This window comes from Paenibacillus sp. 598K (genome assembly GCF_003851045.1).
GTDB lineage: Bacteria > Bacillota > Bacilli > Paenibacillales > Paenibacillaceae > Paenibacillus_D.
On the sequence record NZ_BFBX01000003.1, the window covers coordinates 15,700 to 34,943 of the forward strand.

Below are 19,244 nucleotides of genomic sequence, written 5' to 3' on the forward strand. Positions count from 1 at the left end.
GCTTGGCGCCGCCGTCCAGCGTCTGCCATTCGTAAAAGCCGTCAGCCGGGATGAGGCAGCGTCTGGTGCGCAGCAGTTCGCGGAAGGCTGGCTTTTCGTGGACGGACTCGGAGCGGGCGTTGATGAGCGGCTTGGCAGCCCCTGGTTGCATCCAGGCGGGAGTCAGCCCCCAGCGGAGCTCGCCAAGCCGGTTGTCCGAGCCGTCATGGATGATGGCGGGCACGGCTTGTCCCGGCGCTACGTTGTAGCGTGGCTGATAATGGGGAATCCGCGATTCAGCAATGTGGTAGAACAGCATCAGTTCCTCCAGCGAGATCGTAATCGTATAACGTCCGCACATCGTACAAGCTCCTCTCGTCCAGGGTCGCGTCGCAGCTAACTGGCTCGCGCTCAGTTGTCTCCAGTATAGTCTGTTCGGCTATCCGGATCAATGTTGGCGGAATGTGTCCGTCAGCGAATGCCGGGAGAAGCGCAGGTCCATAATGGGGAGTGTGAGGCTACGAAACGCGAGGAGGGATGACAGGCATGCGGGATCGAGAAGCCGAGCTTCGACAGCCGCCGAGGGAACGCAACTGGTGGAGTAGACTGGCGCGCTGGCCGGAGGAGCTCTATCGGTACTGGCGCGGCAAGCGCGCGGGATGGCGTAGCTCGGCCCGGCTTCGTCGCACCGCCCAGCCGATGCCGACGCCCAGTAGGAGCGAGCTGCGGGCATTGGTCGCGGTATGGCACAGCAAGAGGCCGCCCGTCCAGTCATCGCTCTCGCGGCTCTCCCGCGAGGAGGAGTCGCTGCTGGCGGATATCCGGTGGCGCACCGCGCAGGCCAACCGCAGCAATGTGACGCGCACTGCCGCCTACCTGGACTTCTATCGCCGCTGCCCCGAGGTGCACTGGGCGCTGCTGGCCCATATGGTGTCGCGCAACGGCGGCTGGAACATGACGGATCTGCAAGGGGAACTGCTGCCCCGTCTGTTGACGGAGCAGCAACGCCAACAGACGTATCAGATGCTGGAGCGGGCTAATGGTCTGATCTTCGGGGATGCGTATCCGCAGCTGCTGCTGTACGAATTGGCGAATCAGGACCGCCGCGACCTGCTGCGATTGCTGCCGGGCCTCGGCGTCTCCAGCTTCATGGCGCCGATCTGGTCGCGGTTCCTGGAGCAGCGCTGCTCGGGGCTGCTGACGACGGCGCTGATCGTCAATGAGCAGCATGTCATCGAGTCGCGCGTCGTCAATCATCCGTATTATCGCGCGCGCGTCCTCGATGCGTTTTACTTCGAGCTGCAGGCGGCGCTGCAGTTCAATCAGGTCGTCTTTCCTTATCGCGCTACGGAGGAGTCGCTCGCCCTGGCGGGGCTTGTGCTGGAGGACTTCACGAACATTCATGAGCGGATCGAGTTCGGCAAGCGGCTGTACGCCCTGCTATTCGGCATCCCGGAGGTAGCGAGCGGGACGCTGGCCTTCGCCTGCCGGGTTCCGCACAGCGGCTCGCGCGCCGACTATGCCTCGCATCTTTTCTGCCGCGAAGCGTACGGCGACCGGGAGGAGACGCGTTACAGGGAGCGGTTGCACGCGCTGCGGCTGCTGGAGGGCTCGGCACGGCTGCGCAGCCCCGAGCTGGCCCAGGCTTGGCCTGAGCGTCCGCTCGCGCCAGCCGAGCCGGGAGATTGGCTGGCGACGGCCAGGCCGAGCGAGCTGGCGGGTTTTTTCAGGCGGCTGCCGTTGCCCCGGTCCTTCGTCATGACCAATGAATACGGCTTCGCGCTGGACAAGCTGGAGCTGGCGGTGCTCGCGGCCGAGCAGACGGGGATGACTCCGCCTGGCGGGACCGGGCATGATCGATGAATTGGCGACACAATAAAGGATGTGTTTTGGTCCCAGCTCTGCTATAATGAGAATCAGTTCACAATCGCATACTGTTCCGGGGAGCTGGTGAAGCCGGCTGAGAGGGTATCCTGCATTCAGATACCGACCCTTGACCTGATCTGGATAATGCCAGCGTAGGAAGGTTTGGCCGCCGTCGCCGTTCTTTTTTGGATGTGCGCGGATACGGCTGCATAAGCTATGCCAATGCGCGTCCTCCACGACAGGAGGACGCTTTTTATGTTGCTCGCGGAACAGGAGACGATGAACCAAGGTTGGCATCACGAAAGGGGAAACGAAGGATGGGGAAGAGAAACGCAAGTCGATGGGGAACAGTCATGCTGGCGGCGATGCTGTGCGTGGCGGGCTGCGGGGGCAGCCCGCAGCAGGAGGGCGGCGCATCCGGCGAGCCGGAGGCAGGCGAGAAGCTGACGCCGGTCAAGGTCGTGCTGGACTGGACGCCCAATACGAATCATACCGGCTTGTATGCGGCACGCGATAAAGGATACTATGCCGAGCATGGTCTGGACGTCGAGATTATCTCGCCGCCGGAGACGGGCGCGGACCAGTTGATCGCCAGCGGTGGCGCCGAGTTCGGCGTGAGCTATCAGGAGTCGATCACGCAGGCGAGGTTGCAGGACGTGCCGATCGTCTCGCTCGCCGCAGTGATCCAGCATAATACATCTGGGTTCGCCGCCCCGGTGGACAAAAATATTAAATCGCCGGCAGACTTCGAAGGCAAGCGTTACGGCGGATGGGGCAACCCGGTCGAAGAGGCGGTCATCGCCTCATTAATGCAACAGGAGAAGGCAGATGTCGGCAAGGTGGAATTCATTAATAGCACCACAGACTTCTTCACCGGGACGGAGAAGGATATCGACTTTGCCTGGATCTTCTACGCCTGGACGGGTATCGAGGCGGAGCTGCGCGACGTGGCGATCGACATGCTCTACGTGAAGGATTATAGCGAGGCGCTCGATTACTATACGCCGGTGCTGGCGACCAGCGAGAAGATGATCGCGGAGCAGCCGGAGCTGGTGCGTGCGTTCATGGCAGCCACCTCGGAGGGCTATCAGTATGCGATCGAGCACCCGGAGGAAGCGGCAGAGCTGTTGATCGCAGCGGAGCCCGATCTGAATGCAGAGCTGGTGCGGGCGAGTCAGACCTGGCTGAGCCCTCGTTATCAGGACGACGCTCCGCGCTGGGGCGAGCAAAAGGCGACGGTATGGTCGGATTATATGGAATGGATGTTCGAGCAAGGCGTGCTGGAGGGCCGCATCGATACCGAGGCGGCGTATACGAACGAGTTTTTGCCGGAATAAGCCGACACACAGAGAGGAAGTGCCGATAAAATGGCCACAACATTGCTAAGTATCCAGATCCTCCCGCGGACCCCGGACGGCGAAGGAGTGTACAGCTACGTCGATCGGGCGATCGATGTCATCAAGGCGTCGGGTCTGCCGTACCGGGTAGCGCCGCTCGAGACGACGATCGAAGGCGAGCTGGCAGAGCTGCTGGAGCTCGTCCGTCAGATGAATGAAGCGATGACCGAACTGGGCTGCCCATCCGTCATCTCGCAGATCAAGCTGTACCACAATCCCCGGGAAGGCGCGTCGATGGATCGCCTGCTGGAGCATTATCCCGGTGGGCAATAAGCTACGTTCGGCAGGACCGCCGGTCGCGGTCATGCTGCTGCTGCTCATCGTGTGGCAAGGCGCGGTCTGGCTGTTCGAGCTGGAGGCGTGGAAGCTGCCGGGGCCGGTAGAGATCATCCGCGAGGCAGCAGCAATCTGGCCGCGTCTGCTGGAGCATACGTGGGCGACGACGAAGCTGGCGGTGTTCGGCTTCGCCTTGGGCGCAGCGACAGGCGTGCTCGTCGCCGCTGTGCTCCATCTTCTCCCGGGCGCGCGCTCCGGGCTCTATCCGCTGCTCGTGCTCACTCAGAACATCCCGACGATCGTCCTCTACCCGCTGCTGATGATCTGGCTTGGTTTGGGGCTGCTGCCGAAGCTTGTGCTGATCGTGCTCGTCTGCTTTTTCCCGATCGCCGTGGCGATGCTGAGCGGTCTGAGCCAGCGCGACCCGAGGCTATTCGACTATCTGGCGATGATCGGCGCCGGCAAGTGGCGGATCTTCCGCGATCTCGAGCTGCCGGGGGCGATTCCTTATCTGTTCTCGGGACTGAAGATTGCCGCCGCCTACAGCATCACCGGCGTTATCGTCGCCGAGTGGCTCGGCGCGAGCAGCGGCATCGGCTATTACATCAAGCTGTCGTACAGCGGCTTCCTGGTGACGCGGGTGTTCGCCGGGGTGGCGATCATCGTACTGCTCAGTCTGGCCGTATTCGGCGTCATCGTCGTGCTCGAGCGCTGGTGCATGCGCTGGCAACGGCACAAGGAGGTCTCCTAATATGACAGCTGTGTTGGAAGTGAGACAAGCGAGCAAGACGTTCGGCAGCGGCCGCAGCGCGCAGCAGGTGCTGGGCGGTGTCGATGTGACAGTGGGCGAAGGCGAGTTCGTCTCAATCATCGGACCCTCGGGCAGCGGCAAGACGACGTTGTTCCGGCTGATCGGCGGACTGGAGCGACCTGATAGCGGCGAGATCCGAATCCAGGGCCGCATCGTCACCGGCGAGCGCGGACATATCGCGTACATGCCGCAGCAAGCAGCGCTCCTGCCGTGGCGGACGGTGACGGACAATATCGTGCTGGCGCTGACGATCGCGGGCGTGACAGAGAGCGAAGCTCGCCGTCTGAGCGCCGAGTGGCTGCCGCGCATCGGCCTTGCGGGCTACGGGGACAACTACCCGCATACGCTATCCGGCGGCATGCAGCAGCGGGTATCGTTCCTGAGAGCGCTGCTGGCGCCGCGAGGCCTGATGTGCCTCGACGAGCCGTTCGGCGCACTCGATGCGCTGACGCGACTGCAGATGCAGCAATGGTTGCTCTCGATCTGGGAGGCCAATCGTCGCTCCGTGCTGATGGTCACTCACAGTATCGAGGAGGCGCTGCTGCTCTCCGACCGCATCCTGGTCATGTCGAGCTCGCCAGCGACCATCCTGCGCGAGTTGGAGGTGCCCTTCGGACGGCCGCGCTCGCCGGAGCTATGGGCCGATCCGCAGTTCAACGCCTGGAAGCAAGAGCTGTATGAGCTGCTCAGCGGCGGCGCCCCCAAGATGGCGGCCGAGAAGGGAGGCGAGTTGTAGCATGACAGAGACGCTTAAGGGCTGGGTGGATGCGCATCTGCATCTCGATCTGTATTCGCCCGCAGAGCGAATGGGGCTGCTGGAGCAAGCGTGGAGGGACGGCGTAACGGGAATCGTGGCGGTGTCGATGGATCTGGCTAGCTGCCAGGTCAATCGCGAGCTGGCCAGGCAGGAGACGCAGCAGCGAATCTTGCCAGCCTACGGCTATCATCCGGAGCAGGTCGTACCGGACCGAGCGGAGCTGGAGGCGTTGATCAGCTGGATACGCGAGCGCGCCATTGCCGACGAGCGCTTCGCGATCGGCGAGGTCGGTCTGCCGTATTATCGGCGCGAGAGCTCGCTGGCTTCTGGCGAGCCATTCGACATAGTGCCCTATGTCGAGCTGCTGGAGAGGTTCGTGGCGCTGGCAGCCGAGCTGAGACGTCCAATCGCCCTGCATGCGGTCTACGACGATGCGTGGCACGTGTGCGACCTGCTGGAGCGTTACGGCGTGCAGGCGGCGCATTTTCATTGGTTCAAGGGACCGGCTGAGACGGTGCGGCGGATGATCGACAGCGGCTACAGCATCTCGGTGACGCCGGATGTCGCTTATGAGCCGGAGATCCAGGCGCTCGTCGCCCAATATCCGCTGGAGCTGATCATGGCCGAGACAGACGGTCCATGGCCGTTCGAGGGACCCTATGCCGGTCGTCAGACCGTGCCGGGCATGACGGCAGATGTGGTTCGCCATATCGCCAGACTGAAGGGCTTGGACGAGGAGGAGGCCGTCCATCGCATCCGGGACAACACCTACAGATTTTACGGTCTGTAGCGGAGCTAAGATAGTCATTCGTCCAATCCATTGGGTGCTCACCGTCATAAGATAGGTTATTCCTACTGAAAGGTGGTCGTACAGATGGGCTATGTTGCTGGTGCCGGTTACGGTCCGGGCGGCGTGGGCGGGGCGTTCACCAATACAGGTGCGATCCTGGTTCTGTTCATCCTGCTCGTTATTATCACCAAAACATTCTTGCTGTAAAGCCCGATCCCAGCGTCGCGGCCAGTGCCGTGACGCTGGAGATATAAGCCCCGCATGAGTGACAGCTTACGGGCTACGGGGCTTATAAGTGACAAAAAGCCGCGCTTCGACGAAGCGCGGCTTTTTCACGTGCGGGTAAGGATTCGATTATTCCTGGGGCGGCTGCTGCTTGCGCATCTGGCTCCAGCGGACAACGACGCTGGCGACGCTGAGGAACAGACCGACAATCAACAGGGGGAGCCCCAGGTTGCCAGTCTCGGTTCTATACAGGACGAAGCCGACGACCATCAGGATGGTCGAGAAGAGCGAGATCCCGATCGGGTTCAATTTCATAAGAGGACACCTCCATTCCACCTCCTTAGTACGGAACGAGGCGCCTCTGCGTTGCAAAAATTATTGCAGCTTGGATCCGAAGACGGAGGAGAACTGGTCCGGCGGTGTGATGAACAGATCGTCGTAGCTGACCGTCTGGCCCTCCTCGTTGACCATGCCGCCGTTACCGGCCTGAAAATTGAACTGCTTGGCGGCCTCGTACATATCGAGGAAGCGATTGGCCTTCTCGTGGGCGTCGTCATACTGGTCGGCGCTGCAGATCGGGAAGCTGACCGGCAAATTGCGCAGCAGGACGCGTACCTCGTAATTGCTGTTGTCGTGCTCGATGACAGCCAATTCGTACTTGTCAAATACTTTGACGAAGGATACATTCATCACTTTCACTCTCCTGTCGTAAATGGAAATGGACTGGCATATACTCAGACATGTGAGTCTGAAGGAGCTGGTTGCCATTGTCTCTCCTCAAAAAAGCAGTCGCCGTCGTAGCGGGAAGTTTTTTGATCGCCTTGGGTATTAATCTGTTTTTGGTGCCGCTCCAGGTGCTGGACGGAGGAGTGATCGGCATCGCGCTGATCGTCAATTATATGTTCCAGATCAAAATTGGGCTTACTATTATCGTATGCAGTATTCCGATTTTTATAGCTGCGTGGTTTTACAGCCGGTCCATGGTCTACAACAGCATGTTCGGCATCGTCTTCTCCAGCTATGTGATCGACCTGCTGGAGCCGTATCAATATGTCTTCCTGTACTACGTCGAGTGGACCCCGCTGACGCGCGCGGCGCTAGGGGGACTATTGATCGGCACCGGGCTGGGCCTGATGCTGCGCTACAAAGCCAGCACTGGAGGCACTGACCTGCTCGCACATATGCTCTCCAGACGGACAGGCTTCAACGTCGGGCTGCTGATCGCGCTCACCGACGGCTTGGTCGTCACGGTCGGCGGCGCGCTGCTGCGCGGCGATACGTTCCTGCTCTCCCTCGTGACCATCTTCTGCGGCGGCATCGCCACCAGCCTGTGTACGCTGGGGCTGGCGCGGCGTGCGGGAGCCGCCTAATTTATAGGAAAATTACCCGTTTTTGTTGGGGGTGAAACGTAACAAAATAAGATCACCCTTGTCGGTAGTTAATGGAGGTCATCTTCTTGATGCCAGCCAATACAATTTTGGGTTAGTTTTCGCTGCGCAGCGGACAACAACGTTGTGAGCGAAGTGAATTATAAAAGCATAGCAGTCGAGTTCGTTACCAAGGTCATTCGCCAGTTGCATGACGAACGAACCTCGAGAGAGAAGAGGATCAATACCCTGTGGCTATTTCGAGTATGTCATTCTGAATGCATTGGATGCCTGGCAAGGCATAACCAATGAAGGGCTACTTCGTCGGTTGCCCTTGCTAGTGGTCAATAACCAACAAGTACCGGTTGGTGAACGACTGGAGTGATTATCTGGCGGGAAATCCCGCTAGGGAGAACTTCTGGTGTTATGTGCTGGACGCCAGCAACAAGTACCCACCGCATTTTGGGACGATCGACCGAAAGTTGAACCGAGGCATATCGTCCGTAGCCGATGCGCTGTTATGGCTGAGAGATTGACGGCAGAACGACGTACTTTCGCTATTACATGATCTTAGTTGTACCTTATCGTTGTGAAGAATTGTTCATGCTGCTTGTCGGGATCTTAAGTGCGAGTCACCGAGCTATACTCGATGGCAAGATATGAGGCACTTGGCTTTTATGCATTCCATCGTAAATGTTCTAAGTGCTAAACTTCGGGATGATCTTACAGGCGCAGCCGCTCGTGGTGATCATTACGAAGGCTGGCACCCTGTCCGGCCCCTGCTACCGCAACGAGTACCTGTTCCTCTCACGCTTGCTCGTTCCCAATGACGCAGAGAATGACGCTATGGACCGAAAAGAGGGCGGCAGCTTTTGAATGGTTTGAAGGGGGGGAGATTTATCATCTATATTGAAATCTGAATGTGCTGTTTTGTAAACGCTGTGAACTAATAAATTAAAGATGGTTCAAAAGTAGCAGATTGGTGTGGAAAAAAGTAGAATAATAGTATAAAATAATAAGAGACCAGAACCTTAAGGCCCTAGTCTACTCTCCAAATCAATTGTACACTTTTCCTTAAGGTCCTGCAATATAGGGGGGGGCCTAAATAGTGAACATTTATTTTAGCATACCAGAATCAATGGTCAGAAAATTAGCGAAATTAAAGGGAATAAAAAGTTATGGAAAAAGCATCGAGGAAATTGTTTCGGCTCTACTCGAAGCCGGTTACAATAAAGAACTGGAACACTTGCGAAAACAATTTGCATTTACAAAAAATATTGGTGGTTTCACAATTGATAAAATCAAAAGCAGATTTCCTGAAGCCATAAATTCTCCTGAAAAGTTTGTGAGATTACTTATTGAGAGAGAACTGATTCCCCCAGATGCATTAGAAAAAATCAATTGGAGAATCAGGTACGATGATAACATTCGTATTTGTGGAATCCTCATTGATGGACAATCTGTGTTTATTAATACAGTTCAAAGAAGGACAGCAAATCGTAAAAATGGTTGGGATGAAATTATTGTTGATGAATATGCTTATATAGTACCCTTTGCAATACACTTCTCAAGTGAAGCAATTGAGTACCGTTGTTCCCCAGGACAACTAAAGAAATTCGAACCATTTGTTAAAGACTTACTTTTAATACAAAATGAAATCACTAAAGATCGAATTACGCACGTAACCAAAAGTGAGGCTGAAGAAATTAAGGATATGATGAAAGCAACCTATTCTTCAGAGCAAGTCGATTTTCCTTCTTCAGTGGGGAGTATAAAATTTAACAGTGCAAAAGGAACAATTGATTTAGCAAATGATCAAACTTTAATTGAAATAAAGAAGAAGCTAAAAGAAATTAATTTACCGTCAGATGATACAGCTTACGTAGTATGTCATATTGAAAAATTTACCGATAGTGTATCTGGATTGGAATTTAGTGTTACGTTTGAAATTAATGTGAAAACAGGTGAGTTTAAGTTTCTTACCAAGGTGGTTACCCAACTAGTAATTGATAATATTTTTGAAGCACTGATCAAAGTGTTTCTTAAGCGTCAAAGTAAAATGGAATCAAAATTGGTGTAATGTTAATGGGGGGATTAGAAATGTCGTTTGCTAAAATAAATGATATTTTAGAACAATGGGCATCTTTCAATCCTCCATTAAGAGATTTTACGGTTGATTCAGTACTCAATGCTATTAATTTTGAATCTACTTATGACTATGTATTTCGCTTCCTTAACTCAAAAGATGGCTTTGAAATAGAACTGTCTCGCATTTATCTCTGTCCTAATTCACATAAAGCATTCCATTGCTCTGTCGATGAAGAAATTGATGATTACGATCTCCCTACTTGCCATATATGTGGCGAGGAAATAATGAACGATTTGGATTACAGTTACTTAGTATTCAATTTTACTGATAGTTACGTTCAGGGTGTAAAAAAAAAACGTCAAATGCAGCAAAGCCTGATACTCCGATAGTCAATTATTCAACCAGTAAGAGTATTGGTGATCTTGTAAGGGAGGGTTTAGTATTTGTGGATAATAGGACATACAACATAAGTGGTATCAATGGGGAAAATGTGCAAATCGGTGATAATGGAAAAATCGAATCGTTTAAAATTGAAGTGTCAAATGAAAGAATAGAGGAATTGTTTAAAGCTTTATATGTAGAAATAAGTAAAACTTCAAACTTTAAAGACGAACAAATCGCCAAGGAATTAGAAATAGGTGTTAAAGACAGAAAATGGGACACTTCAAAGATCCTATTTGGATTGCTATCTGAAACAGTACAAGCGTCAGCCGCAGGAATTGCAATAGCTCAAGTTTTTGGTTGGATTTGAGAAAAAATACAAAAATACTCACAATAAAATTGATGGGTTAGGGCAAACAAGCGAGTGAAGTTAGCCGCGTTGTTGGAGTATTTGAGACCATTCAGCGTATAGTTGGTAAGAACCGTATAGGGAAGCGCTTCTGCAACTTAGTGGTAGGGAGTACAACTAATTGTTTACCGGTCACTTTTACTTTGTTGTTTCTGATGGTTCGATTAAGCTTACTTTTGTGAATTTTGTAGACTTCGTAGACAACTGGCTTTTTGTGGTGTTTTCATGAAAATGACCGATTCGGAAAAACCCTTATGTATCAATGGTTCCCGTCGCTACAGAAACACAAATCGAGGCCCCTTTTCAGGGGCCTCTTTCAATGGGAGAGGAGAAACCGGACGAAGAGCTTATGGGGAAACGTAAGCTTGCTCCGCGGTTTGCTTACGGCATCTCGCGACACCGATATTGTAAGGATGGCCAAAGCGGAGCGGGTTTATACCTGTGGCTCAAATATATTTTTTCCTACATTAATAAAGCAGGTCCGAAAGCGCCCGTCCTGCTTGCAATGAGAGCAAATTGTGGTACGATAGCTAAAGCAAAATCTGTCATGAAACGAAGGAGCGACAACGTGTGAGAGTAATCGCAGGGGAAGCCAAAGGCCGACCGCTGAAAGCGGTCCCCGGCGCCAATACAAGACCGACGACCGACAAGGTAAAGGAAGCGATCTTCAGCATGGTCGGCCCGTACTTCGAAGGGGGTCTGGCGCTCGATCTGTTCGCAGGGACGGGCGGGCTCGGCATCGAGGCGATCAGCCGGGGGATGAAACGCGGAATCTTCATCGATCTCGACCGCCAGAGCATCGAGGTGATCCGCCGCAATGTGGAAGCGGCAGGCATGACCGATCGCGCGGAGATCTACAAAAATGAAGCCGGTCGAGCGCTTAAGCTGCTAGCGAAGCGCGAGCTGGCCTTTGACCTGGTGTTCCTGGACCCGCCTTATAAGATGAAGGAAGCGGACAAGCTGATGGCCGAGATGGCCGAGCGAGGGCTGCTCGCAGATGGCGCCGTTATCGTAGTCGAGCATGATGCGCGACACGCTTACGGCGAGCAGTTTGGCGCATTTCGACAGCGTCGGCAAGCGTTATACGGGGATATCGCCGTGACGATCTATGACTTTGTGCAGCACATGCCGCAAGAGACGACAGGAGGAACAACAGATGAAGGCTGAGGCTACACTGCAACGGATCGCCGTCTATCCCGGGAGCTTCGACCCGGTGACACTTGGCCATCTCGACATTATTCACCGGGCGGCCAAGCAGTTCGACAAGCTGATCGTCGCCGTCCTGAACAATACGAGCAAAAACCCGCTCTTCACCGTGGAGGAACGCAAGCAGTTGCTGCGCGAGGCGACAGCCGATCTGCCGAATGTAGAGGTCGACAGCTTCCGCGATCTGCTCGTCCGCTATATGCGCTCGGTCGATGCGCGCGTCATCGTCAGGGGCATCCGCTCCGTCACCGACTTCGAATATGAGCTGCAGCTGGCTTCGACGAACCGGCATCTCGACGACGAGATCGAGACGATCTTTATGACGACCAATCCGAAGTTCTCGTATCTCAGCTCAAGCATCGTCAAGGAGATCGCCCAGTTCGAGGGAGAGGTGCGGGAGCTGGTGCCGTCTCATGTGGAGCAAGCGTTGCGGCAGCGGTTCCGCGAGCGGAATCAGGCCGGCGAGCGGCGATGAACGGTCCAGTACAAGCCCGCCAGCAACAGGATGATCGCCCATAGGGCGAGCCAACTGAGCAAGACGGCAGGCATAAGCGACCATAGCTGCGGCAGATCCTGTAGGCGTAGCTGGCCGAGCGGCGGACGCGGGCTGTCAGCGATCGGAGCCCATGCGGCAGAGCTGGCAAGTCGGCTAAAGGGCTGCCATAGCAGCAGCATCGTCACGAAGGCGAGGGCAGCATGTCCGGCGCGGGCGAAGATGAACGGAGCGAAGCGCAGATCGGTGCGGGCCATCACGCTGCGCGCCTGCAGCAGCGAGCTCCAGCCGCCCCAGCTGAGCGTAGCGGCGATCGCGGCGAGGACGAGCGGCGTCGAATGGTCGCGCAGCTGCCCGCTGAGCGCATAGGCGCCGAGATGACTGTCGAACCATCCCGGAAAGGCGAGCGCCGACAACGACTCGGGCAGGGCAATCGCCAGTAGGCGCGACGCCAGCGAGCCGAGGATGATCAAGCCGCCGATCGTCATCAGCTTCTGGATGCTGCCGGTGACGGCTTCGCCGAGCACCTGGCCAAGGCCACGGCCATCGCTGCGCTGGCCATCGCGGATGGCGATGACCACTCTGCTGATGAGGTTGTGGCGGTGCGTCCTGTTATCTATGGCAATCTGGCGGTCCGTGGCTCGGACTACCCGCAGCAGGAGCAGGCCAGCGATTGCGGACAGCCAGACGGCAAGCGCGATCATCAGGCCGTAGAGAGGCTCATGCAGGAAGCCGGCGCCGATGACGATCAGCACCAGCATCGGGCTGGGCATCTGGGAGAAGGCGAGCAGCCATTGGGCCTGTCGGCGGCTGATCTGCTCGGTGGCGCGCAGCGCCGCAGTCGCCTCGGCCCCTGCCGTATACCCGGCGATCCAGCCGATCGCGATCGCCCAGGCGGCGCCGCCCGGCCAACCGAGCAGCCGCCGCATCGGCAGCTCCAGCAGGACGCTCAAGCCATGCAGGACGCCAAAGGCGCGCAGCAGCTCCGCAAGGACGAAGAAGGGCAACAGGCCTGGGAAGACGATGCCCCACCAGAGCGCGATGCCTTGGAGCGCCGCTTGCAGAGCCGCTTCGGGCATGCTGACAACGGCTCCGACGACGATTAGCGACGAGAGTGCGAGCATCAATGTGCGCAGCATGGTCTTCACCTCCAACCTGGCATGTGTACAAACATACAGACATTATCATAGTACGCGAACAAGTCATCGGGTAGACCTGCCGGATCGGTGCAAGAGGAGGGGTAGGATTGAAAGCAAGGCAACGCGGAAGCGGTCAGATCATCCTGCGTTCGGCGCTGGCAGCGGCAATCGTGATGCTCTGCCTGTTTTACGTTCCGACGCCGTATGCCGTCTATACGCCGGGTCTGGTGGCGCCGGTAGCGCCGATGGTACAGATCGACGGGAGCGAGCGGGACCCTGAGGGTGCGTTCATGCTGACGACGATCCGCTTGACGTACGCCAACTACTGGATGGCGCTGCAATCGATGTGGGATAGCGATATGATGCTCTATCGCAAGCGGGATGTCATCGGCGATAAGAGCGAGGTCGAATATGCGGCGCGTCTGACCTATGTCATGCAGCAGTCGCAGAGCAATGCCGTGGAGGCGGCCTATCGGGCGGCGGACGTCCCGTATCGCATCGCAACCGAGCAGCTGGCGGTAACGGATATCGCGCCTGGCAGCGAGGATGAGCTGCGGCCCGGCGACCGGCTGCTCGCGCTGGACGGTCAGACCGTCCAAGATGCCGAGACGCTGAGCGATCAGCTGAGCAAGCGCCAGGCAGGAGAGCAGCTGACCTGGACGGTCGTACGGTCGGGCGAGGAGTATCAGGCCATCTCGACGCTGCGGCAGCTGGTCGCGGCGGACGGACTTGCGCCTGCGCTTGGACTGCAACTGGCCGAGCTGCGCAAGCTGGAGCCCGACGATCCCGGACAGACGGTTCGCATCGATGCTGGCGAGATCGGGGGCCCGTCGGCGGGGCTGATGTTCGCGCTGCAGATCTACGATGACCTGACGGGAGGCGTGCTCGCTGACGGTCGCCAGATCGCGGGCACTGGCACGATCGATCCCGAGGGCAAGGTCGGTCCGATCGGCGGCATCTCGCTCAAGATTACAGCGGCGGATGCGATGGGCGCGGAGCTGTTCCTGGCCCCCCTCCAGAACGCCGAAGAAGCCGCCGAGAAGGCGCGGCGGATCGGCAGCAGCATGGAGGTGATCGCCGTCTCTACAATCGACGAGGCGATCGCGAGACTCCAGGATAAACAAGGCTAGGCGCGAATCGGCGGCAGCAGGTAGTCCCGATACATGGTCTCGCCGTTCGGGCGGTGCTGCGCCAGCGAGTAGACCGCGGACGCCTGCACATCGAGCGCCAGATAGGGCAACTCCGACGGCGGGCGGGCTGCGCTCATCAGGATGGGCAGACGAGCCTGACGGCGCATCTGCGCCAGCAATGCCTGTCCAGCCGAGCTGAAGCCGAGGACGCGGACATAGCTGACGCCTGCCCCCAGCCGGGCGGGCGTCAGCTCGGCTGCGGCATGGCCGAGCAGGACGGACAGCAGCACCCGCTGCAGCTTGGTCCGCGTATAGCGGCGCGTCTTGAGGGCGGCGAGCAGCGACTCAAAGTCGGCATCGGTCAGACGCGGCAGCGCGCCGAGCAGCCGGTGCTCGAGTCCTTCGGTCATGCCGTGCAGGGCGGCGAGCCGCTCCGGCGACGAGACGGCGAGGGTGTGCAGCAGCTGCGGAGCGAAGCTCTGCCAGCTGACCGGGGCGCGCCCGGCGTCCCATTCGCGTTGCAGGATGCGCAGCGTTGAAGCGGGGACATAGGGGGCAATCGCATCCAGCGCGTCGCCGCTCGCCAGCAGCTGGCGGATCGCAGTCGCGCTGGCAATCCGGCAGTCGGTGATGTCGGTCTGATGGTAGCCGGCCTTCTCTCGCAGCACGGTGTAGGGACGGATGGCGCTGCCGATCCGCCGCAGCGCCATCAGATAATGCAGCCCGAGCGTATTGTTGGGGCTGGATAAATCGGGGAGCCGCTCGCGGGCGATGCCCTGCTCCCCCATATAAGCCATAGCAGCCTCGGCGTAGGCCGCAGGATAGCTGCGCCCCTCCAGCAGCAGCGAACGCAGCAGCTCGCGGAAGCGGGACGGCTCGTCCGCCAGCAGCTCGGCGATCTGCGCGAGGCCGTCGAGATCGCCGCTCTCGCTGCCAAAGCAGAGCGTATCGACGACGCCCGTCGCCTCGAGCAGCGAGACCGCGCCGTAGGCGAACCATTCCGCTGGCTGGGTCGCATAGGCGATGGGCAGCTCGATGACGAGATCGCAGCCGCCGGCGAGCGCCATTTCGGCCCGCGCCCATTTGTCCAGCAGCGCCGGCTCGCCGCGCTGCAGGAAGTTGCCGCTCATGACGGCGACCGTGGCAGCCGCGCCGGTATGTTTGACCGACTGCTGCACATGATAGAGATGACCGTTATGGAACGGGTTGTATTCGACGATAAGCCCGACTGTCCGCAAGGGGGACCCTCCTTAGGTGGCGGAATTTTCTTAAATATAGCATGAATGTGTCGATTCGCCCATAAATGCAATGAAAATGTTGACAAAGCATAGCCCAGATCGATATAATAAATTTTGTTTGTTTGGAAAGGTGCGTCAACTGAACTGTCAGCTGGACGACGGCCTTTGCGAACCTAATGGAGTGATCAATGATGATAGTGCGAATTCAAGAGGTGCTGTCCAAGGGCGTGCCGATACCATTGCACGCTACGCTGGACGTCGCCGATCTGATGAAAGGCCGTCGGGATGTGCTGGAGACCGGGCCGCTCGCGGTTCGACTGGAAGCGACCCCCGAGGCGCGTGTCGTCAGGGTAGCGGGGGAGATGTCGATCGACGCCGTGTTTGCCTGCTCGCGTTGCCTGGAGTCGACAGCCGTTCATGTGGACGTGCCATTCTCGGAGCGGTTCAAGGTGGCCGTACCCGAGTCTGTCGTACCGGTAGACGAAGATGTGATCCTCGTCGAGGAAGACAAGTTCGACCTGGTGCCTTATCTCGAGGAGTCGCTGCTCCTGCATCTGCCGTTTGTACCGTTGTGCAGCGAGGATTGCAAGGGACTATGCCCCGAGTGCGGAGCCAATCGCAATGAAACGTCCTGCGGCTGCTCCGGAGAGCGGATCGATCCCCGGATGGCGGCATTGAAGGATTTGTTTAAGGATTGACCGGGCGTGCGCGCCCGATTCTGTGAAGGAGGTGGGAGAGAGATGGCAGTACCACAAAGAAGAACATCCAAAACTCGCCGCGACAAGCGTCGTACGCACTTTAAACTTGTCGTGCCTGGCATGGTTAAGTGCGAGCAGTGCGGAGAGCTGAAGCTGGCTCATCGCGTTTGCAAAGTATGCGGAACCTACAAGTCGAGAGAGATCATCAAGCAATAGTTTTCATTAAGTAGTGCTTCATCTATGATGAGGTGCTATTTTTTTTGGGCCGAAAATGCGTCGCTATCGGATGAGGCAGCCATTTGCGCGGGATACCGTTGCTTCCGATAGCATTTTTCATTATACTGGGTTAGTACCTGGTGATAATATGATCTGATACTAGACGATTAAGGTGGTGCAGGGCTATCGAACGTCTGCCCAAGCGTGAGCGGCAGCAGCAGCTGGCCAAGCTCATTGAAGACAACCCGTTCATGACGGATCGCGAGTTGAACAGACGTCTCAAGGTCAGCATCCAGACGATCCGTCTGGATCGGCTGGAGCTCGGGATCCCGGAGCTGCGCGAGCGGCTCAAGCTGATGGCGGAACGCTCCTACGATCCGGTGCGCTCGCTGCCCTTGCACGAGATTATCGGCGATATCATCGACCTTCAGCTGGACAAAAGCGGCATCTCGATCTTCGAGATTCGCGAGGAGCATGTGTTCTCCCGGACCGGCATCGCCCGCGGACATCACATCTTCGCCCAAGCCAACTCGTTGGCTGTCGCCGTCATCGACGACGAGATCGCGCTGACCGCTTCGGCGGATCTGCGGTTCGTCCGGCCGATCCGGCTGCATGAGAAATGCATCGCCAAGGCGTACGTCCGCTCCGGGCCAGGCGAGCGGAGCAAGGCCAAGGTTGAAGTCATTACATATGTCGGGGAAGAGATGGTCTTCCAGGGGCATTTTGTTGTGTTCCGTTCGAGAGAGAAGCAGAGGGAGGGAGATCACCATACGGATCGCGATTGATGCGATGGGGGGAGACCACGCCCCGGACGCAATAGTACAAGGCGCGCTCGACGCAGCGCGAGCCTGGCCCGATACGGGGATCGTGCTGGTCGGGGACGAGGCGAGGCTGACGCCGCTGCTGTCGTCGGCGCCGTCCAATATCGAGCTGCGGCATGCCGACGAGCTGATCGGCCCCGATGAGGAGCCGGTGCGCGCCGTCAGACGCAAGAAGGGTTCGTCGATGGTCGTCGCCGGGACGCTGGTGCGCGAAGGGGCTGCCGATGCGATGATCTCTGCCGGCAATACCGGCGCGCTGATGGCGACCGGTCTGCTCATCCTGGGCAGGATCGAGGGCATCGAGCGTCCGGCGCTGGCGCCGATGATGCCGACGCTCGACGATGTCGGCTTGCTGGCGCTCGATCTGGGCGCCAATATGGACGCCAAGCCGGAGCATCTGCAGCAGTATGGCGTCATGGGCAGTATCTACAGGCAAAAGGTGCACGGATTGGCCAAGCCGCGCGTCGGCTTGCTTAATGTCGGCACGGAGGACAAGAAGGGCAATGAACTGACCAAGGCGGCGTATGAGCTGCTGGCCGCCGCGCCAATCGATTTCGTCGGCAATGTCGAGGCCCGAGACGTGCTGACGCGGGGCTGCGACGTCCTGGTATGCGACGGCTTCGTCGGCAACATCCTGCTCAAGGCGATGGAGGGCACGGCAGGCACGGTATTCGGTGTGCTCAAGCAGGAGTTCACTCGTTCGTGGCTGACGAAGCTGGCCGCCTTGATCATGATGCCCGGACTGCGCGAGTTCCGCCGCAAGATGGACTACAAGGAGCACGGCGCCGCGCCGCTGCTCGGCGTGAACGGACTCGTGCTGAAAAGTCACGGCTCCTCGGACGCCGTCGCTGTCAAAAATGCCGTGCGGCAGGCGAGAGTTGCCGTGGAGGGGCGGCTGATCCAGGCCATCGCCTCGGAAATAAGCGGGAAGTGAGAGTGAAGCAATGAATCTACAGCCAGTTGGCATCCTCGGCACCGGCAAATATGTGCCCGAGCGAATCCTGACCAATCAGGAACTAGAGCAGATGGTAGAGACCAACGACGAATGGATTGTCAGTCGGACGGGGATTCGGGAGCGGCGTCTGGCCGCGCCGGAGCAGGCGACCTCTGATCTTGCGTACGAGGCAGCCACGGTTGCGCTAAAGGCAGCCGGAATCACGGCCGAGGAGCTGGATTTGATCATCGTAGCAACGATTACGCCGGATATGTTCTTCCCTTCGACGGCGTGTATCCTTCAGGATAAGCTTGGCGCGTCGCGCGCGGCAGCCTTTGATCTGTCTGCAGCCTGCTCAGGCTTCATCTATGGCCTGGCGACTGCGACGAGCATGATCGCCTCCGGCATGTACCGTCATGCCCTTGTAATCGGAGCGGAGTGTCTGTCACGGATTACCGATTTTACGGATCGCAATACATGCATCCTGTTCGGCGACGGGGCAGGCGCGGTCGTGCTTGGACCGGTGCCGGAGGGACGGGGCTTCCGTTCCTTCGAGCTGGGCGCGGACGGGGCTGGCGGCGAGCTGCTCAAGGTCAGCGGCGGCGGCTCACGCGTGCCGGCGACGCCGGAGAGCCTCGAGGCGCGTCAGCATTTTATCCATATGGCCGGCAGCGAGGTGTTCAAGTTCGCGGTGCGGATCATGGGCAATGCGGCGGAGGAGGCGCTCCGCAAAGCCGGACTCGGCAAGCAGGACATCGATCTGCTGGTGCCGCATCAGGCGAATATCCGGATCATCCAGTCGGCGATCAACCGGCTGCAGGTGCCGGAGGATAAATGCATGATCAATCTGGATCGCTATGGCAATGTGTCGGCAGGCTCGATCCCGATCGCGCTGGCGGAGGCTGTCGAGTCGGGCCGCGTCAAGGAAGGCGACACGATCGTCATGGTCGGCTTCGGCGGCGGCTTGACGTGGGGCGCCTCGGTGCTGACCTGGTAAGGAAGGAGAGGGAGGAGAGAATGAT

At 57.8% G+C, this 19,244-nt stretch carries 24 protein-coding genes and 1 riboswitch; of the genes, 19 read left to right on the forward strand and 5 right to left on the reverse strand.

All coding sequences use genetic code 11. The features are described 5' to 3' along the window. Window positions 1–340: SOS response-associated peptidase (locus PA598K_RS37650; RefSeq protein ID WP_260405214.1), on the reverse strand; the 340-nt coding region annotated here is incomplete at its 3' end. A gap of 185 nt (window positions 341–525) precedes the next feature. On the opposite strand from PA598K_RS37650, the gene PA598K_RS00830 reads away from it, so the two are divergent. The 7 genes from PA598K_RS00830 (at window position 526) to PA598K_RS37205 (ending at window position 6,083) form a co-directional block, all read left to right on the forward strand. Next, window positions 526–1,842 carry a DUF2515 family protein gene (locus tag PA598K_RS00830; RefSeq protein ID WP_128655017.1) on the forward strand — a complete coding sequence of 439 codons (1,317 nt, stop codon included), beginning with the start codon at window positions 526–528 and terminating at the stop codon, window positions 1,840–1,842. A 68-nt stretch (window positions 1,843–1,910) separates the two neighbouring features. Continuing rightward, a riboswitch (TPP riboswitch) is annotated at window positions 1,911–2,021 on the forward strand. 141 nt (window positions 2,022–2,162) lie between these two features. Next, window positions 2,163–3,182 carry an ABC transporter substrate-binding protein gene (locus PA598K_RS00835; protein WP_128655018.1) on the forward strand — a complete coding sequence of 340 codons (1,020 nt, stop codon included), beginning with the start codon at window positions 2,163–2,165 and terminating at the stop codon, window positions 3,180–3,182. A gap of 30 nt (window positions 3,183–3,212) precedes the next feature. Next, window positions 3,213–3,515 (forward strand): thiamine-binding protein, encoded by a 303-nt coding sequence (locus PA598K_RS00840; RefSeq protein WP_128655019.1) that lies wholly within the window; start codon window positions 3,213–3,215, stop codon window positions 3,513–3,515. After that, on the forward strand, window positions 3,505–4,269 hold the full coding sequence (locus PA598K_RS00845) for an ABC transporter permease (RefSeq protein ID WP_128655020.1): 765 nt from the start codon (window positions 3,505–3,507) through the stop codon (window positions 4,267–4,269). Before PA598K_RS00840 ends, PA598K_RS00845 begins: the two co-directional genes overlap by 11 nt. Before the next feature lies 1 nt (window position 4,270). Next, a complete protein-coding gene (locus PA598K_RS00850) occupies window positions 4,271–5,065 on the forward strand; it encodes an ABC transporter ATP-binding protein (protein WP_128655021.1) in 795 nt (264 codons plus the stop codon). A gap of 1 nt (window position 5,066) precedes the next feature. Next, the gene (locus PA598K_RS00855) at window positions 5,067–5,876 is read left to right on the forward strand and encodes a TatD family hydrolase (protein ID WP_260405215.1); all 810 of its coding nucleotides are present in this window, start codon (window positions 5,067–5,069) and stop codon (window positions 5,874–5,876) included. Window positions 5,877–5,960: 84 nt separating this feature from the next. Continuing rightward, window positions 5,961–6,083, forward strand: a complete 123-nt coding sequence (locus PA598K_RS37205; RefSeq protein WP_221414087.1) for a YjcZ family sporulation protein — start codon at window positions 5,961–5,963, stop codon at window positions 6,081–6,083. Between the two features lie 147 nt (window positions 6,084–6,230). On the opposite strand, the gene PA598K_RS00860 is transcribed toward PA598K_RS37205, so the two are convergent. Beyond that, a complete protein-coding gene (locus PA598K_RS00860) occupies window positions 6,231–6,416 on the reverse strand; it encodes a hypothetical protein (protein WP_128655023.1) in 186 nt (61 codons plus the stop codon). 60 nt (window positions 6,417–6,476) lie between these two features. Continuing rightward, window positions 6,477–6,791 carry a hypothetical protein gene (locus tag PA598K_RS00865; protein WP_128655024.1) on the reverse strand — a complete coding sequence of 105 codons (315 nt, stop codon included), beginning with the start codon at window positions 6,789–6,791 and terminating at the stop codon, window positions 6,477–6,479. A gap of 77 nt (window positions 6,792–6,868) precedes the next feature. Between PA598K_RS00865 and PA598K_RS00870 the strand changes: the two genes are divergently transcribed. The 6 genes from PA598K_RS00870 to coaD all read left to right on the forward strand — a co-directional run bounded on the left by PA598K_RS00870 (window position 6,869) and on the right by coaD (window position 12,028). Then, window positions 6,869–7,471, forward strand: coding sequence for a YitT family protein (locus PA598K_RS00870; RefSeq protein ID WP_128655025.1), 603 nt, complete (start codon window positions 6,869–6,871; stop codon window positions 7,469–7,471). A 1,105-nt stretch (window positions 7,472–8,576) separates the two neighbouring features. Beyond that, entirely contained in the window at window positions 8,577–9,548 is a 972-nt protein-coding gene (locus PA598K_RS00875) for a hypothetical protein (RefSeq protein WP_128655026.1), read from the forward strand. A 5-nt stretch (window positions 9,549–9,553) separates the two neighbouring features. Further along, window positions 9,554–9,946, forward strand: a complete 393-nt coding sequence (locus PA598K_RS00880) for a hypothetical protein (protein ID WP_128655027.1) — start codon at window positions 9,554–9,556, stop codon at window positions 9,944–9,946. A gap of 56 nt (window positions 9,947–10,002) precedes the next feature. Further along, window positions 10,003–10,308, forward strand: coding sequence for a hypothetical protein (locus PA598K_RS00885; protein WP_128655028.1), 306 nt, complete (start codon window positions 10,003–10,005; stop codon window positions 10,306–10,308). Between the two features lie 609 nt (window positions 10,309–10,917). After that, window positions 10,918–11,514, forward strand: coding sequence for a 16S rRNA (guanine(966)-N(2))-methyltransferase RsmD (rsmD, locus tag PA598K_RS00895; RefSeq protein WP_128655029.1), 597 nt, complete (start codon window positions 10,918–10,920; stop codon window positions 11,512–11,514). Then, window positions 11,504–12,028, forward strand: a complete 525-nt coding sequence (coaD, locus tag PA598K_RS00900; RefSeq protein ID WP_128655030.1) for a pantetheine-phosphate adenylyltransferase — start codon at window positions 11,504–11,506, stop codon at window positions 12,026–12,028. Before rsmD ends, coaD begins: the two co-directional genes overlap by 11 nt. Here coaD and PA598K_RS00905 read toward each other — a convergent pair. Further along, a complete protein-coding gene (locus PA598K_RS00905) occupies window positions 12,007–13,185 on the reverse strand; it encodes a nucleoside recognition domain-containing protein (RefSeq protein WP_128655031.1) in 1,179 nt (392 codons plus the stop codon). The two genes, coaD and PA598K_RS00905, sit on opposite strands and share 22 nt — an antisense overlap. A gap of 107 nt (window positions 13,186–13,292) precedes the next feature. Here PA598K_RS00905 and PA598K_RS00910 point away from each other — a divergent pair, with 107 nt between their 5' ends. Continuing rightward, the gene (locus PA598K_RS00910; RefSeq protein WP_128655032.1) at window positions 13,293–14,315 is read left to right on the forward strand and encodes a YlbL family protein; all 1,023 of its coding nucleotides are present in this window, start codon (window positions 13,293–13,295) and stop codon (window positions 14,313–14,315) included. On the opposite strand, the gene PA598K_RS00915 is transcribed toward PA598K_RS00910, so the two are convergent. Then, on the reverse strand, window positions 14,312–15,553 hold the full coding sequence (locus PA598K_RS00915; RefSeq protein WP_128655033.1) for a nucleotidyltransferase: 1,242 nt from the start codon (window positions 15,551–15,553) through the stop codon (window positions 14,312–14,314). The genes PA598K_RS00910 and PA598K_RS00915 overlap by 4 nt on opposite strands. Window positions 15,554–15,744: 191 nt before the next feature. Between PA598K_RS00915 and PA598K_RS00920 the strand changes: the two genes are divergently transcribed. From PA598K_RS00920 to PA598K_RS00940, 5 genes are all read left to right on the forward strand, one after another. Beyond that, window positions 15,745–16,251, forward strand: a complete 507-nt coding sequence (locus PA598K_RS00920; protein WP_128655159.1) for a YceD family protein — start codon at window positions 15,745–15,747, stop codon at window positions 16,249–16,251. A gap of 42 nt (window positions 16,252–16,293) precedes the next feature. Next, a complete protein-coding gene (gene rpmF / locus PA598K_RS00925; protein WP_128655034.1) occupies window positions 16,294–16,467 on the forward strand; it encodes a 50S ribosomal protein L32 in 174 nt (57 codons plus the stop codon). Window positions 16,468–16,661: 194 nt separating this feature from the next. Then, window positions 16,662–17,252: a transcription factor FapR gene (fapR, locus tag PA598K_RS00930; RefSeq protein ID WP_128655035.1), complete on the forward strand. Its 591-nt coding sequence runs from the start codon at window positions 16,662–16,664 to the stop codon at window positions 17,250–17,252. Beyond that, entirely contained in the window at window positions 17,236–18,222 is a 987-nt protein-coding gene (gene plsX / locus PA598K_RS00935; protein ID WP_128655160.1) for a phosphate acyltransferase PlsX, read from the forward strand. Before fapR ends, plsX begins: the two co-directional genes overlap by 17 nt. Window positions 18,223–18,232: 10 nt before the next feature. Continuing rightward, window positions 18,233–19,219 carry a beta-ketoacyl-ACP synthase III gene (locus PA598K_RS00940; protein WP_128655036.1) on the forward strand — a complete coding sequence of 329 codons (987 nt, stop codon included), beginning with the start codon at window positions 18,233–18,235 and terminating at the stop codon, window positions 19,217–19,219. The last annotated feature ends 25 nt before the right edge of the window (window positions 19,220–19,244 follow it).